The sequence below is a fragment of the Bradyrhizobium sp. WSM471 genome (assembly GCF_000244915.1).
In the GTDB taxonomy this organism is placed as follows: Bacteria; Pseudomonadota; Alphaproteobacteria; order Rhizobiales; family Xanthobacteraceae; genus Bradyrhizobium.
In genome coordinates, this window is sequence record NZ_CM001442.1 from 5549557 (window position 1) to 5564786 (window position 15230).

Sequence of the window (15230 nt, forward strand, 5' to 3'; positions counted from 1 at the left end):
TGGCTGGCCCAAGCCAGAACCTATCCTTGTCAAGGGCTGCACAAGTTACTGTTTTTGCCTTAAATGAGCTACATCATGCCTAGCGATCCAAGCCCACATCGGGCACTGATCGCATCCGACCGGCCAATGTCTGGCCTGGTCGGTCTTGCCCCCCGCCGGGAGGATGAATGCACGGACTGCTGACCGCGCTGAAGCGCGGCTTCAAGAGATGGATCGGCTGGCGGCGACTCGGCGTCGCGGCGAGCGTCTTCATCATTGCGTTCGCGATCACCACGCTGGTGCGGACCCTGAAGGGCATCGACACCGGGGTCATCCTGACCGCATTGACCGAGATCCCCCGCGGTAATATCGGGCTCGCGGCGATCTGCGTATGCTTCGCGTTCTGTACGCTGACCTTCTACGACTTTTTTGCACTGCGAACGATCGGCAAGAAGCACGTGCCCTATCGCATCGCAGCGCTCTCCAGCTTCACGTCCTATTCGATCGGCCACAATATCGGCGCCACCGTCTTCACCGGCGGCGCGATCCGCTTCCGGATCTATTCGGATTACGGGCTGAATGCGATCGACGTCGCAAAAATCTGCTTCCTGTCGGGCCTGACCTTCTGGCTCGGTAACATCTTCGTGCTCTCGATCGGAATGACGATCCATCCGGATGCCGCCTCCTACATGGATCAGCTGCCATCGTCGATCAACCGGCTGATTGCGATCGGCGGCCTCGCCTCGATCGGCGCCTATCTGGTCTGGCTGTGCATGGGCGAGAAGCGCCGCGAGCTCGGCCAAAAGGGCTGGAAGGTGGTACTGCCGTCAGCGCCGCTGACGCTGGTGCAGATCCTGATCGGCGTCGTCGATCTCGGATTCTGTGCGCTGGCGATGTACCTTCTGGTGCCGGCCACTCCGCAGATCGACTTCCTGTCGCTCTCCGTGGTGTTCATTTTGGCGACTTTGCTCGGCTTCGCCAGCCACGCCCCCGGCTCGCTCGGCGTGTTCGACGCCGCCATGCTGGTGGCGTTGCCCGAATTCGGCCGCGAACAGCTTCTGGCCACGCTCCTCGTCTTCCGCATCCTCTATTTCGTGATCCCGTTCGGTCTTGCCATCTCCATCATGGGCACACGCGAGCTCTGGATGAATGTGGTGGAGCCCTGGCAGGAGCGCCGACGGCTGGCGGAGGCCTGCGCGCAGGCCAACCTGCCCAAGCAGGTGGCAGCGATGGAGCGCGAGCGGTCGCTGCGGCAGGCCAGCAAACGCTGAGCATGATCCGGAAAAGTGCGAAGCGGATTCCGAGAGGATCATGCTCCAACATAGTCCGCTAGACGGCGGCCGGCAAAACCGTCAGACCAATGTTGCAGGCGGAAAGCAGCTCTCTTATTTCCGCCTCAACTTTGCCGTTGAAGACGCGGGCCATGATCCCTGTATCCCTTCGCCGTTTGCTCGCCGGTGCCCTGCTGCTCGCCGGGCTCCTCACCGCCCTGCCGCCGGAGCAGGCGGCCGCGCAAGACGCCGGCGCTCTGCAGATCAGCTGGGAGGTGCGCAACCGCTTCCGGCTGTTCCGCGAAGAGCGCGACTTCCTGCTCCATGTCGAGAATGCGCGTAACCGCAGCATCCTCGCCGCCGAGCAATCGCTGGAGCTCCAGAGCGAGGGCCGCGGCTGGGCCCGAAACATGGTCAACCGGCTCTGCATCGACCTCCAGGGCCGGGTCAACCAGCCCTGCACCCGCGACAACACGAAGGAAAATTACCTCACCCCCCTCGACCATCCCGTCACCGTGCGCCTCGCCGGCGCAGTGCCGGTCGGCGCCACCTGCGCCTGGTCGTTCGACGACGGCGATGGGCCGCAACAATCCACATTCGACTGCGCCGAGCCGGTCAATCTGCGGGTCCGCTACGGCAAGCAGACGGTTGCCAGCGTCGACGTCTCCTCCGGCTTCGATCCGACCCAGCGGGTCCAGACCGAGATCCAGGTCCGGGATATCTTCGTCGCTGGCCTCGGAGACAGCATCGCCTCGGGCGAAGGCAATCCGGACCGGCCGCTGGCACTGTCGGACGAAGGTTTTTGCTTCCGCTCCTATCTGGGCACCGCCGGCGCGCAGTATTACCGGCCGAGCCGCGCCGGCTTCAAGGGCGGCCGCGCCTGCGAAGCGCCGGATACGCTTGCCAACTGGCAGCGCTACAGCGCGCTCTGGTTCAACTCGCCTTGCCACCGATCGCTCTACAGCTACCAGGCGCGCACCGCGCTGGCGCTCGCGGTACGCTACACCCACGTCGCGGTGACCTTTTTGCCGCTCGCCTGCACCGGCGCCAGCATTAGCGACGGGCTGCTCGGCTCGCAGCGCGCCCGCGAATGCCCGCCCGGCAAGACCGGCGTCTGCAACACCAGCGTGAACGCGCAAGTCGCCGAGCTGCGCGAGGCGCTCACCGCCGCCAGGAAGCGCCAACCCGAGCGCACGCTCGACCTCGTGCTGCTCTCGGTCGGCGCCAACGACGTCTATTTCTCGGGCCTCGTCGCCGACGTGATCGTCGAGACCTCAACCGAGCGCGCCATATTCCGCCGCTCCGGCGTGATGGCGAGCGTCGATGATTCCCGCGATGCGCTGGCGCGCGAGCTGCCGCAGAACTTCGTCAAGCTGCGCGAGGCGCTGAAGCCGCTGGTCGGCGGCGACCTCTCGCACGTGGTCTACGTCTCCTACGCCAACCCGGCGCTCGCCGATGGTGGCGTGCCCTGTCGCGGCGGCCGCGCTGGCTTCGACATCCATCCCGCCTTCAACGCCGATCCGCAGCGCCTCGCCCGCGTCTCGACCTTCGTCGACACCGAATTCCTGCCGCAGCTGAAGGGGCTCGCCACCTGCACCCGCGGTGCACTTTGCCGCGATCCCGAGGCCGACCGCATGACCTTCGTGGATTCGCATCAGGCGGCGTTCGCCGATCACGGCTTCTGCGCCCATTCGGGCAACGATCCGGAATTCGACCGCACCTGCTTTGCCGAGAACGGCCAGAGCTTCAATCCCGACATCGTGAGCGCGGCGAGCCAGCCGATGCTGTGCGGCCGCGGTGCCTCCGAATTCCGCGCCTATTTGCCGCGCGCGCGCTGGATCCGCGACGCCAATGACAGCTATTTCGCCGCGATGACCTATCCGCAAGGCTTGCCGGCGGCGAGCCAGCCGACCGACATCCACGACGCGACCTGGGGCGTCCTCTCCGCCGTCTATGGCGGCGCCGTGCATCCGAGCGCCGAAGGCCACGCCGCGATGGCGGACGCGGCGCTGCCGGCCGCAAGCGCCGTGCTGGGGCTGGATGCGGCACCGCCGGGGGTGACACGCGGGCTGCTCGCACCGCTGCTGCCGGGCGCGCAACAGTAGACACGCGCAGCCTCTACCCGCACGCTGTCATCGCCCGCGCAGGCGGGCGATCCAGTACTCCGTGACAGACGTGATTGAATCGAGACGTCACGGCGTACTGGATTTCCCGCCTTCGCGGGAAATGACAACGGCGTGCGTGGTGCAATCGGGTTCGCCATCACCTCAATCGTTCCCCCCACCTGCCGTTCCATCAATCCAAAAGCGGCATCGATCGATACTGCCTTGAACTTGGACACTTTGCCGCGCGCACCTCTAGGAGTCGCGGTGGGGAAACGTTTCGAGTTCTAAGGAGGCGCGTCATGAGCGCAGTGATGTCCGCAGCGGACGTGAGAAGGTCTCGCGTCAGGCTGTTCATCGTGACCATGTTGTTCCTGGTCACGACCGTCAATTATGCCGACCGCGCCACGCTGTCGATCGCGGGCCCCGCGCTCTCCAAGGAGCTGCACCTCGATCCGGTCGCGATGGGCTACATCTTCTCGGCGTTCGGATGGTCCTACGTGATCGCGCAGGTGCCGGGCGGCTGGCTGCTCGACCGCTACGGCTCCCGCCTCGTCTATGCCTTCAGCATCATCGTCTGGTCGCTGTTCACGACTATGCAGGGCTGGGTCGGATTCTTCAGCGCCGGCACCGCGATCACCGTGCTGTTCGGCCTGCGCTTCCTCGTCGGTATCGCCGAAGCGCCGTCGTTCCCCGCCAATGCTCGCATCGTGGCGGCCTGGTTTCCGAGCAACGAGCGCGGCACCGCGTCCGCCTTCTTCAATTCCGGACAGTATTTCGCAACAGTGATTTTCGCCCCGCTGATGGGCTGGATCGCGCATGATTACGGCTGGCGCTACGTGTTCTTCGTGATGGGCGCGCTCGGAATCATCATGGGCCTGGTCTGGATCAAGACGATCTATGGCCCGAAGGAGCATCCCGGCATCAACGAGGCCGAGTTCGACTACATCAAGGACGGCGGCGCGCTGGTCGATCTCGACGCGCCCAAGGAAGAGCGCGCGGCCGAGGCCGGCTCCGGGTGGGACCACATCCGCCAGCTGCTCTCCAACCGCATGATGCTCGGCGTCTATCTCGGCCAGTACTGCATCAACACCCTGACCTATTTCTTCCTGACCTGGTTTCCGGTCTACCTCGTCAAGGAGCGCGGCCTGTCGATCCTGCAAGCCGGCTTCGTCGCGACGCTGCCGGCGCTGTGCGGCTTCATCGGCGGCGTGCTTGGCGGCGTCATCTCCGACGCGATCCTGCGCAAGACCGGCTCGTTGACCATGGCACGCAAGGTCCCGATCGTCGGCGGCATGCTGCTGTCGATGTCGATCGTGGCCTGCAACTATGTCGAAGGCCAGGCACTGGTGGTCGGATTCATGGCGCTCGCCTTCTTCGGCAAGGGCATCGGCGCGCTCGGCTGGGCTGTCGTCTCCGACACCTCGCCGAAGGAAGCCGGCGGTGTCTCGGGCGGCCTGTTCAATACCTTCGGCAATCTCTCCTCGATCAGCACCCCGATCGTGATCGGCTACATCCTGGCCGCGACCGGCTCGTTCAACGGCGCGCTGATATTCGTCGGCGCCAACGCGCTGGTGGCCGCATTCGCCTATCTCGTGGTCGTGGGCAAGATCGAGCGCGTGGTGCTCAAACGTTCCTCCTGAGGGCTCCCATGGGAGCTTGACCAGGCAACTTAACGGCGGCTTCACGGCCGCCGTCTTTGTTTTGGGAGTAATCGATGCTAGAAGCGCCGGGGAAACGCCTTATCCATCTAAGGCATGTATCGATGTTCGACCTCAACCAGCTCCGCTGTTTCGTCACCGTGGCGGAGGAATTGCATTTCGGCCGCGCCGCCGCGCGGCTGAACATGACCCAGCCGCCGCTGTCCCGGCAGATCCAGGTGCTTGAGCACATCATCGATGCGCCGCTGCTGGAGCGTACCAGCCGCTCGGTACGCCTGACGCCTGCCGGGCGCAGCTTCCTGCCGGAAGCCCGGCGCATCCTGAAGCTTGCGGAAAGCGCCTCGCAGGTCGCCCGCCGTATCGCGCTCGGCAAGTCCGGCTCGCTGAAGATCGGCTTCACCGCGGCCGCCGCCTACGGCTTCCTCCCCGAGCTCGTCGCCGCCTGCCGCGCCAAGCTGCCCGAGGTGGACTTCTCACTGAAGGAGATGGTGTCGGGCGACCAGTTCGAGGCGCTGACATCGGGCCAGATCGATGCCGGCCTGCTCAGGCCGCCGATCGCGCGCCCCGAAATCGCCAGCCGCCGCGTCGTCGCCGAGCCCCTGCTCGCCGCGATCCCGAAAAAGCATCCGCTGGCGAATGCCGAGAGCGTCACGATCAAGGATTTCGACAACCAGCCCTTCGTGATGTATTCGCCCTATGAGAGCCGCTACTTTCACGACGTGCTGGTGGCGCTGTTCACCCGCGCCGACATCCTGCCGCGCTATGTCCAGCACCTGAGCCAGATCCACTCGATCCTCGCCATGGTGCGCGCCGGCCTCGGCCTCGCCATCGTGCCGGCGGCGGCAGCGAGCCTGAAGATCGCGGATGTCCGCCTGCGGCCGCTGAAGCTGCGCACCCGCGTCCCGGTCGAGCTGTTCATGGTCTGGCGCCGCGACGACGAGAACCCGCTGCTGTCGGCGCTCGTCAAAATCGCGAGCGAATTGTCCTCGGCGGAGGTGATGGAAGATTGATGCTGATTTCGCATAGGTCGATATAGGCTTTGGCTTGGACCCGCATCGAACGGTCTCCTAAACCACGGCGCATGGACGCGCAGCCTTTGCGTCCTCCACAACACGAGACCAGGGAGCAGCGCCCATGAGCAAGATGACCCCGCAGGAAATGGCCCAGAAGATCGGATCCGGCCTCCTGTCTTTCCCCGTCACGCCGTTCAAGGCGGATTACTCCTTCGACGAGGCGACCTACCGCGCCAATATGGACTGGCTGTGCGGCTATGACGTCGCAGGCCTGTTCGCCGCCGGCGGCACCGGCGAGTTCTTCTCGCTGACGGCGGCCGAGGTTCCGCAGGTCGTCAAGATCGCCGTCGACGAGACCAAGGGCCGCGTTCCCGTGCTCGCCGGCACCGGATACGGCACCGCCACCGCGCGCGAGATCGCGATCGGCGCGGAGAAGGCCGGCGCCGACGGCCTGTTGCTGCTGCCGCCCTATCTCACCCATGCCGAGCAGGACGGCCTTGCTGCCCACGTGGAAGCGATCTGCGCCTCCGTGAAGATCGGCGTCATCGTCTACAACCGCGACAACGCCATCCTCCAGCCCGATACGCTCGCCCGCCTCGCCGAGCGCTGCCCGAACCTCGTCGGCTACAAGGACGGCATCGGCGACATCGAGCTGATGACCCGCGTCTACACCAAGCTCGGCGACCGCCTGACCTATATCGGCGGCTTGCCGACCGCGGAGACCTTCGCGCTGCCGTATCTCGACATGGGCGTGACGACCTACTCCTCGGCGGTGTTCAACTTCGTTCCGGAATTCGCCACCAACTTCTACGCCGCCGTGCGCAAGCGCGACCACGCGCAGATCCACGCCGGCCTGAAGGACTTCATCCTGCCGCTGATCGCGATCCGCAACCGCAAGAAGGGCTATGCGGTCTCGATCATCAAGGCCGGCATGAAGGTGATCGGCCGCGATTCCGGCCCCGTCCGCCCGCCGCTGACCGATCTCACCGAGCAGGAGATCGCGGAGGTCGCGGCGCTGGTGAAGAATCTGCCCGCCATCCGATCGTCACAACAGGCTGCAGAATAACAGCGACACAGGGAGGAGCCTGCGATGGCCAAGACCGAGATCACCGGCGCACCGGTCGTCACCGCGATGCAGGTGATCCCGGTCGCAGGCCGTGACAGCATGCTCCTCAATCTGAGCGGCGCGCATGCGCCGTTCTTCACCCGCAACATCGTCATCCTCACCGACAATGCCGGCCACACCGGCGTCGGCGAGGTCCCTGGCGGGCAGAAGATCTGGCAGACGCTGCAGGACGCCCGTGATCTCGTGATCGGCAAGACCGTCGGCGCGATGAACAACATCCTCGCCGATATCAGGACCGCCTTCGCCGATCGCGATGCCGCCGGCCGCGGCAAGCAGACTTTCGATCTCCGCGTCATGATCCACGCCGTCACGGCCGTGGAGTCGGCGCTGCTCGATTTGCTCGGCCAGCATCTCAACCTGCCGGTCGCAGCCCTGCTCGGCGAGGGTCAGCAGCGCAACAGCGTCGAGACACTGGGCTATCTCTTCTTCGTCGGCGACATCAGCAAAAGCAAGCTCGACTACGTCACCGGCGAGACCGGCAAGCCCGAGTGGTTCAACCTCCGCCATCAGCAGGCCATGACGCCGGAAACCGTGGTGCGGCTCGCGGAAGCCACCCACGACCATTACGGCTTCGCCGATTTCAAGCTCAAGGGCGGCGTGCTGCGCGGCGAGCAGGAGATCGAGGCCGTCACCGCGATCGCCAGGCGCTTTCCGGATGCGCGCGTGACCCTGGACCCGAACGGCGCATGGTCGCTCGACGAGGCCGTCAGCCTCTGCAAGGACATGCACGGCATCCTCGCCTATGCCGAGGACCCCTGCGGTGCCGAAGGCGGCTTCTCCGGCCGTGAGATCATGGCCGAGTTCCGCCGTGCAACGGGCCTGCCGACCGCGACCAACATGATCGCGACCGATTGGCGGCAATTGTCTCACGCGCTGCGCCTCGGCGCGGTGGACATTCCGCTGGCCGATCCCCATTTCTGGACCATGCAAGGCTCGGTGCGCGTGGCTCAGACCTGCCGCGACAACGGCCTGACCTGGGGTTCGCACTCCAACAACCATTTCGACATCTCGCTCGCCATGTTCACCCATGTCGGCGCCGCCGCCCCCGGCAAGGTCACCGCGATCGACACGCATTGGATCTGGCAGGACGGCCAGGCCCTGACGAAGGAGCCGCTCCAGATCAGGGCCGGCAAGATCGCCGTGCCGGATAGGCCGGGCCTGGGTATCGAAATCGACAGGGCCGCCATCGAAGCCGCGCATGACCTCTACAAGCAGCATGGACTCGGCGCCCGCGATGACGCTATTGCCATGCAGGACCTGATCCCCGGCTGGACCTTCGACGACAAGCGTCCCTGCCTGGTTCGTTAAAAACTCTGGAGGAAGCTATGACTGCGATCCTGAAGAACTTCATCGGCGGCGAATGGGTCGATGGCTCCGCCGTCACCAAGAACATCAACCCCTCCAACACCAACGACGTCGTCGGCGAATACGCCAAGGCCGACAAGGCGCAGACCGAGAAGGCGATCGCAGCCGCCAAGGCCGCTTTTCCCGCCTGGGCGCAGTCGACGCCGCAGGCGCGTTATGACGCGCTGAACAAGATTTCGCTCGAGATCATCGCCCGCAAGGAAGAGCTCGGCCGCCTGCTCGCCCGCGAGGAAGGCAAGACCCTGCCCGAGGGTATCGGCGAGGTCGCCCGCGCCGGCCAGATTTTTGCGTTCTTCGCCGGCGAGGCGCTGCGCATGATCGGCGAAAAGGGTGCGTCAGTTCGTCCCGGCATCGACGTCGAGCTCACCCGTGAGCCGATGGGCGTCGTCGGCATGATCACGCCCTGGAATTTCCCGATCGCGATCCCCGCCTGGAAGATCGCCCCGGCGCTCTGCTATGGCAACACCGTGGTGTTCAAGCCGGCCGAGCTGGTGCCGGGTTCGGCGCATGCGCTGTCCGAGATCATCACCCGTTCCGGCGTTCCCGCCGGCGTGTTCAACCTCGTGGTCGGTTCCGGCTCGGTGGTCGGCCAGACCCTGATCGAGCATCCCGACGTCGCCGCGATCACCTTCACCGGCTCGGTGCAGACCGGCCGCAAGATCGCGCAGGCCTGCGTGACCTCGAGCAACATGAAGAAATTCCAGCTCGAGATGGGCGGCAAGAACCCGCTGGTCGTGCTCGACGACGCCGATCTCAAGACTGCCGTCGAAGTCGCCGTTAACGGCGCCTATTTCTCGACCGGCCAGCGCTGCACCGCCTCCTCGCGCCTGATCGTCACCGAAGGTATTCACGACCGTTTCGTTGCGGCGGTGACCGAGCGCCTCAAAGGCCTCACGGTGGACGACGCGCTCAAGGCCGGCGTGCATATCGGCCCGGTGGTCGACCAGAGCCAGCTCGACCAGGACCTGCGCTACATCAAGATCGGTCAGGACGAGGGTGCCAAGCTCGCATGGGGTGGCGAGCTGCTCAAGCGCGAAACGCCCGGCCACTACCTGCAGCCGGCGCTGTTCACGGAAGCCAACAACAACATGCGGATCGCGCGCGAAGAAATCTTCGGCCCGGTGGCGACCGTCATTCGCGCCAAGAACTACGAGGAGGCGCTCGCGATCTCCAACGACACCGAGTTCGGCCTCGCCTCCGGCATCTGCACCACCAGCCTGAAATACGCCTCGCACTACAAGCGCAACAGCGAGTCCGGCATGGTGATGGTCAATCTGCCGACGGCCGGCGTCGACTATCACGTGCCGTTCGGCGGCCGGAAGGGCTCGAGCTACGGCGCCCGCGAGCAGGGCTCCTATGCCCGCGAGTTCTACACCACGGTGAAGACTGCCTATACCTATCCCGGTTGATGGATCGTAGGTGTCGTAGGGTGGGTTAGCGCAGCGTAACCCACCTCTTGTGGTTCGACGGATGCAGACGGTGGTGGGTTACGCTGCGCTAACCCACCCTACACTTCGGAGTCCGTCCATGGACCAGTCAGTCGCAGCGAAAGAGCAGCCCCGCTACATCAAGCTCAACGAGCGCGACAACGTCGCGATCGTTGTCAATGATTTCGGGCTTCCCGCCGGCTCCCGCTTCGCCAGCGGGCTGACGCTGCGCGCCTTCGTGCCACAAGGCCACAAGACGGCGCTGGTCGACATCCCGCAGGACGCCCCGATCATCCGCTACGGCGAGGTGATCGGTCATGCGCTCGCGCCGATCCTGGCCGGCGAATGGGTGGACGAAGCGCGCATCCGCATGCCGGAGGCCCCTGCCCTCGACAAGCTCGAAATCTCGACCGCCGTTCCCGCGCCGCTGCCGCCGCTCGAAGGTTTCACGTTCGAAGGCTTTCGCAATTCCGACGGCTCGGTCGGCACCAAGAACATCCTCGGCATCTCCTCCTCCGTGCAATGCGTCAAGGGCACGATGGAATACGCGGTGAAGCGCATCCGCGCCGAGCTGCTGCCGAAATATCCGAATGTCGACGACGTCGTGCCGCTGACGCATGCGTATGGCTGTGGCGTCGCCATCAACGCGCCTGATGCCGTGATTCCGATCCGCACGCTGCAAAACATCGCGCAGAACCCGAATTTCGGCGGCGAGATCCTGGTCATCAGCTTGGGATGCGAAAAGCTCGCGCCCGAGCGTCTGGTGCCGGAAGGCGTCAGCAACGCCATCGTGCGCATGCAGGACGAAGCCTTCGACGGTTTTGGCGCCATCGTCGACGCCATCATGACCCAGGCCGAAGCCCGCCTGAAGATCCTCAACACGCGCACCCGCGAGACCTGCCCGGCCGCCGATCTCGTCATCGGCCTGCAATGCGGCGGCAGCGACGCCTTCTCCGGCGTCACTGCCAATCCCGCCGTCGGCTTCGCCGCCGACCTGCTGGTGCGCGCCGGCGCCACCGTAATGTTCTCGGAAGTCACCGAAGTGCGCGACGCGATCCAGCTGCTCACGCGACGCGCCATCAACGAGGACGTCGGCCGCGCTTTGGTCCGCGAGATGGCCTGGTATGATTCCTATCTGGCCCGCGGCGGCGCGGACCGCAGCGCCAACACCACGCCGGGCAACAAGAAGGGCGGGCTTGCGAACATCGTCGAGAAGTCGCTCGGCTCGATCGTCAAGTCCGGCTCGTCCGCGATCACCGGCGTGCTCTCGCCCGGCGAGAAGGCGACGCAGAAGGGCATGCTGTTTGCGGCGACGCCGGCATCCGACTTCATCTGCGGCACGCTCCAGCTCGCCTCCGGCATGACGCTGCAGGTGTTCACCACCGGCCGCGGCACGCCCTACGGCCTTGCGGCTGCGCCCGTGATCAAGGTCGCTACCCGGACCGAGCTGGCCCGACGCTGGAAGGACCTGATCGATTTCGATGCCGGCGGCATCGCCACCGGCGAGAAGACCATCGAGGAGACCGGCTGGGACCTGTTCCGCCTGATCCTCGATGTCGCCTCCGGCCGCACGCAGCCCTGGTCGGATCGCTGGGGCATCCACAACGATTTGACGCTGTTCAATCCGGCGCCCGTGACCTGACCGCTGCGCGCGGACACTGCCGCGCCGCGCGGATGCATCGGTGCGAGTCCCGTTTCGACGCTGCGCATCGCCCGGGATGACGCTTCAATCTACGTCATGCTGCCCGGCATGAAGCAGCGCACGCGGGGATGGCCGTCGATATAGTGCTTCCACACCATGGTGCGGCCGATCTTGTTCGGCTCGGTGATGACGGCGCCGTCGGGCACGACCACCCACTCGCCGTCGAGATGCACGCGATAACGGCCCTTATCGGATTCCCAGTCGACATCGGCGACCACATAGCCGTCGGCATCCGAGCAGCATTGGCCGTATTCGCTGTGCAGGCTTTCGAACCAGGGCTTGAGCGGCGAGTTTGCGTAGCGCCCGTCGTCGCGTGCCAGCGTCGGGACCGTCAGCAGCACCGTCAGGACCTGCAGCATGGCGGCACACGATATTGCACGTCTCATGTCGTCTCCGCGGATCGAGATCATCGCCGCGGGGCGATAGTTGCCGTTCGCCTTCCGCGACTCGGCGAAGGGCGTCAAGGACAGCGACTCATTCCCCCAACAGCTTTGCGGATAGCTATGCAAATCTGGCGCCACAGCGCATTCCGGGGAACTACTGGCGCGCGTCCGGCACGCGTTCGTCTTTCGACGGGTATGACCGCTACTCGCGCGCCAAGATCTCCGCGGTCATCGCCGGATGCGCGATTGCACACGGGGGCCAAGGACACCGCGCAAGAACGCGGAGAGGCCGCGGCGTACTGGAGCCCCCGCCTTCGCGAGCAATGACGGCGGTGTGTGGCGCTACGGAAGTTCGGGCGGCACAGCGCGCGACGTAGACCCTACTGCTTCGGCGCCGGCGCCATCATCGCGCCGCCTTTCTTCGCCGCAGGGGCGGGCACCGGCTTGGTCGCGGCGGTCGCTTGCGCCGGGAGATATTTCGCGACGATCGCGGGATCGACCTGCGCGATGTTGGCGTCGGGAAGACGTGTCCAGGTCTCGTCCTTGCCGAACAGGGAGATGCCGAGGAAACCGCGCATCGTCAGGGTCTGCCCATCCGGGCTGACCGTCATCTTGGCCTTCCAGATGTTGCCGTCACGCGGATTGACCACGTTGCCGCCGTCATACTTCAAGCCGTCGCGCTTCATGTCGCGGATGAAGGAAAGCCCGAGCACCGGCGCGTTCTTGCGATCGTCCGTGCATTTCGCGCAGATCTCGTTCGGGTCGTCGCCGGGCCGCGGAAAGGTTTTTGCGATGACGCCTTCGAAGATGCCGTTGTGGTCGATGAAGAGGAACCAACCCACCGTCTTGCCGTCTTCGACCTTCTGCCAGAGGCCTGCGGCGGTCGGCTGCTGCACTTGCGCCACAACCGGGCTCACCGCACCGAGCGACATCGCTAGCGCGAGGAGCGAGAACAGCCGAAAGCTGGAAAAGAGAGTCCGCATTATCATCACCTTGCTGAGCCAATCGCCTTGCTAAGCCGCCAACTGCAATGGCCGCAGACTACGGCGATTTCGCGAACTGTTCCAGCACCAGAAACATGGGGCATTGGCCCCCGCCATCAGTTGACGCCGAGCTTCTTTTGCAGGCTGGAGGACGAGGTCGTGTACTGGAACACGAGCCGCTTCTCCGGATAGACATAGCGATGGGCTTTTTGCGACATCAGCGCGCCCTCGTGGAAGCCGCACAGGATCAGCTTGATCTTGCCGGGATAGGTGTTGATGTCGCCGATCGCGAAGATGCCCGGCACGTTGGTCTCGAACGCGGATGTCTCGACCGGCACCAGATTGTTCTCCAGCGCAATGCCCCAGTTCGCGACGGGACCGAGCTTCATGGTCAGGCCGAAGAACGGCAGCATGGTGTCGCAGGTAATTTCGCTCACGCTGTTGTCGTTGCCCTTGACGGTCGCGCCGCTCAGCTTGCCCTCGCTGCCTGACAGCGCGGTGACCTGGCCGAGGCGCAGATCCATCTTGCCGGCCGCGACCAGGGCGCGCATCTGCTCGACGCTGTGGGGGGCGGCGCGAAAATCGTCGCGACGATGCAAGAGCGTGATACGCTTGGCGATCGGATGCAGATTGAGCGTCCAGTCGAGTGCGGAATCGCCGCCGCCCACGATCAACACGTTCTTGTCGCGGAACGTTTCCATCTTGCGCACGGCGTAGTGCACCGAGCTTCCTTCATAGGCTTCGATCCCCGGCACCGGCGGACGCTTGGGCTGGAACGAGCCGCCGCCGGCAGCGATCACCAGCACCTTGCATTCGAACACCTTCCCGGCGTCCGTGGTGCAGCGGAACAGGGGATCGCCGATTTTCTCGACGGTCTCGATCATCTCGCCGAGATGGAAGGTCGGATGGAATGGCTTGATCTGCTCCATCAGCGCGTCGGTGAGGCCCTGCCCCGAAACCTGCGGAATGCCGGGAATGTCGTAGATCGGCTTTTCCGGATAGAGCTCTGCGCACTGGCCGCCGACCTTGTCGAGGATGTCGACGAAATGCGTCTTCATGTCGAGAAGGCCCAGCTCGAAAGCGGCGAACAGACCGCAGGGGCCGGCGCCAATAATCAGCACATCCGTTTTGATCGCGTCGCTCATGTCGTCTCTTTATCGTCGTTCGGTGGGACGGCGCCCTGTGGGCCGAGGTGACCCTGCCTGTCTAGCCAACGGGGATGGATCAGGGAAGGCATAAAAGCGGGAGCGCCCCGCAGCCACGCCCACTTGCCGGGTCAGGATAACTGGGCTGTAACGGGCAACGCTATGACGGAGATCAATCGGTGAACGCACCAAGCCGCCTCGATACGACGCCGCGCCTGGAGGACTATCCTTTTCGCCTCAGCGACAATGTCCGCTTCGGCGATCTCGACCCCAACCAGCACGTCAACAACGCGGTCTACGCCACCTATTTCGAGACCGGCCGTGTCACGCTGATGAAGCTTCCGGAATACGGCCTGACGCCGCCGGGACTTGCCTGGATCATGGTGCGGCTCGACATGCATTTTCGCGCCGAGTTGCACTGGCCGAATACGATCGAGCTCGGCCTCGGCGTGGTGAAGCTCGGGCGGACATCGGTGACGTTCGAGCAGGTCGTGTTTTCGAACGGGAAGTGCATTGCGTCTGCGACGTCAGTCGGCGTCATGCTCGACGAGGCGACGCGACGGCCGGCACCGCTGACCTCAGAAGTGCTCGAGAAGCTCAGACCCTGGCACAAGCGCGGCATTGACGTCGCGCCGCCGAGCCCATGATAGATAAGTGAGTTAGGCCTGCCGTTCCGGCGTCGCCACCACGAGTCCGTCGAGATCGTCGGAGACCTTGATCTGGCAGGACAGGCGCGAGTTCGGACGCACGTCGAAGCCGAAGTCGAGCATGTCCTCTTCCATCGGCGTCGGGCTACCGACCTTCTCGCGCCACGCTTCATCCACATAGACGTGGCACGTGGCGCAGGCGCAGGCGCCGCCGCATTCGGCCTCGATGCCGGGAATGCTGTTGCGGATGGCGGCTTCCATCACAGTCGCGCCGTTCTCGACGTCCACCGTACGGGTTTCGCCCTTGTGATCGACAAAGTGAATTTTGGCCATGTGTGCTCGTGCTGCCGCGATCTAGGGAATGAAGGAGGGTCCGGGCTGTCCTATAACGGGTCGCTCAGCCCGGCGCCATAGCGTTTTGATAAG

General features: G+C 64.8%; 13 protein-coding genes. 9 read left to right on the forward strand and 4 right to left on the reverse strand.

Going from position 1 to position 15230, the window contains the following annotated elements; all coding sequences use genetic code 11:
• Positions 1-167 precede the first annotated feature (167 nt).
• The 8 genes from BRA471DRAFT_RS25230 (at position 168) to garD (ending at position 11586) form a co-directional block, all read left to right on the forward strand.
• Positions 168-1250, forward strand: a complete 1083-nt coding sequence (locus BRA471DRAFT_RS25230; RefSeq protein ID WP_007612366.1) for a YbhN family protein — start codon at positions 168-170, stop codon at positions 1248-1250.
• A gap of 152 nt (positions 1251-1402) precedes the next feature.
• Positions 1403-3355: a hypothetical protein gene (locus tag BRA471DRAFT_RS25235; RefSeq protein ID WP_007612368.1), complete on the forward strand. Its 1953-nt coding sequence runs from the start codon at positions 1403-1405 to the stop codon at positions 3353-3355.
• 299 nt (positions 3356-3654) lie between these two features.
• Positions 3655-4995, forward strand: coding sequence for an MFS transporter (locus BRA471DRAFT_RS25240; RefSeq protein ID WP_007612370.1), 1341 nt, complete (start codon positions 3655-3657; stop codon positions 4993-4995).
• A 122-nt stretch (positions 4996-5117) separates the two neighbouring features.
• On the forward strand, positions 5118-6023 hold the full coding sequence (locus BRA471DRAFT_RS25245) for a LysR substrate-binding domain-containing protein (RefSeq protein WP_007602059.1): 906 nt from the start codon (positions 5118-5120) through the stop codon (positions 6021-6023).
• Between the two features lie 124 nt (positions 6024-6147).
• Complete coding sequence (gene kdgD / locus BRA471DRAFT_RS25250; RefSeq protein ID WP_007612378.1) at positions 6148-7092, forward strand: 5-dehydro-4-deoxyglucarate dehydratase; 945 nt, start codon at positions 6148-6150, stop codon at positions 7090-7092.
• A gap of 24 nt (positions 7093-7116) precedes the next feature.
• The gene (gene gudD / locus BRA471DRAFT_RS25255) at positions 7117-8460 is read left to right on the forward strand and encodes a glucarate dehydratase (RefSeq protein ID WP_007612380.1); all 1344 of its coding nucleotides are present in this window, start codon (positions 7117-7119) and stop codon (positions 8458-8460) included.
• 17 nt (positions 8461-8477) lie between these two features.
• Entirely contained in the window at positions 8478-9926 is a 1449-nt protein-coding gene (locus BRA471DRAFT_RS25260; protein WP_007612381.1) for an aldehyde dehydrogenase family protein, read from the forward strand.
• 118 nt (positions 9927-10044) lie between these two features.
• Complete coding sequence (gene garD / locus BRA471DRAFT_RS25265; protein ID WP_007612382.1) at positions 10045-11586, forward strand: galactarate dehydratase; 1542 nt, start codon at positions 10045-10047, stop codon at positions 11584-11586.
• A gap of 89 nt (positions 11587-11675) precedes the next feature.
• On the opposite strand, the gene BRA471DRAFT_RS25270 is transcribed toward garD, so the two are convergent.
• The 3 genes from BRA471DRAFT_RS25270 to BRA471DRAFT_RS25280 form a co-directional block, all read right to left on the reverse strand.
• Positions 11676-12032, reverse strand: coding sequence for a hypothetical protein (locus tag BRA471DRAFT_RS25270; RefSeq protein WP_035975119.1), 357 nt, complete (start codon positions 12030-12032; stop codon positions 11676-11678).
• A gap of 377 nt (positions 12033-12409) precedes the next feature.
• Positions 12410-13012: a DUF2147 domain-containing protein gene (locus BRA471DRAFT_RS25275; RefSeq protein WP_007612388.1), complete on the reverse strand. Its 603-nt coding sequence runs from the start codon at positions 13010-13012 to the stop codon at positions 12410-12412.
• Between the two features lie 116 nt (positions 13013-13128).
• On the reverse strand, positions 13129-14157 hold the full coding sequence (locus BRA471DRAFT_RS25280; RefSeq protein WP_007612390.1) for an NAD(P)/FAD-dependent oxidoreductase: 1029 nt from the start codon (positions 14155-14157) through the stop codon (positions 13129-13131).
• Positions 14158-14336: 179 nt separating this feature from the next.
• On the opposite strand from BRA471DRAFT_RS25280, the gene BRA471DRAFT_RS25285 reads away from it, so the two are divergent.
• Positions 14337-14804, forward strand: coding sequence for a thioesterase family protein (locus BRA471DRAFT_RS25285; RefSeq protein WP_007612392.1), 468 nt, complete (start codon positions 14337-14339; stop codon positions 14802-14804).
• 12 nt (positions 14805-14816) lie between these two features.
• On the opposite strand, the gene BRA471DRAFT_RS25290 is transcribed toward BRA471DRAFT_RS25285, so the two are convergent.
• Positions 14817-15137 (reverse strand): 2Fe-2S iron-sulfur cluster-binding protein, encoded by a 321-nt coding sequence (locus tag BRA471DRAFT_RS25290; RefSeq protein WP_007602043.1) that lies wholly within the window; start codon positions 15135-15137, stop codon positions 14817-14819.
• Between the last annotated feature and the right edge of the window lie 93 nt (positions 15138-15230).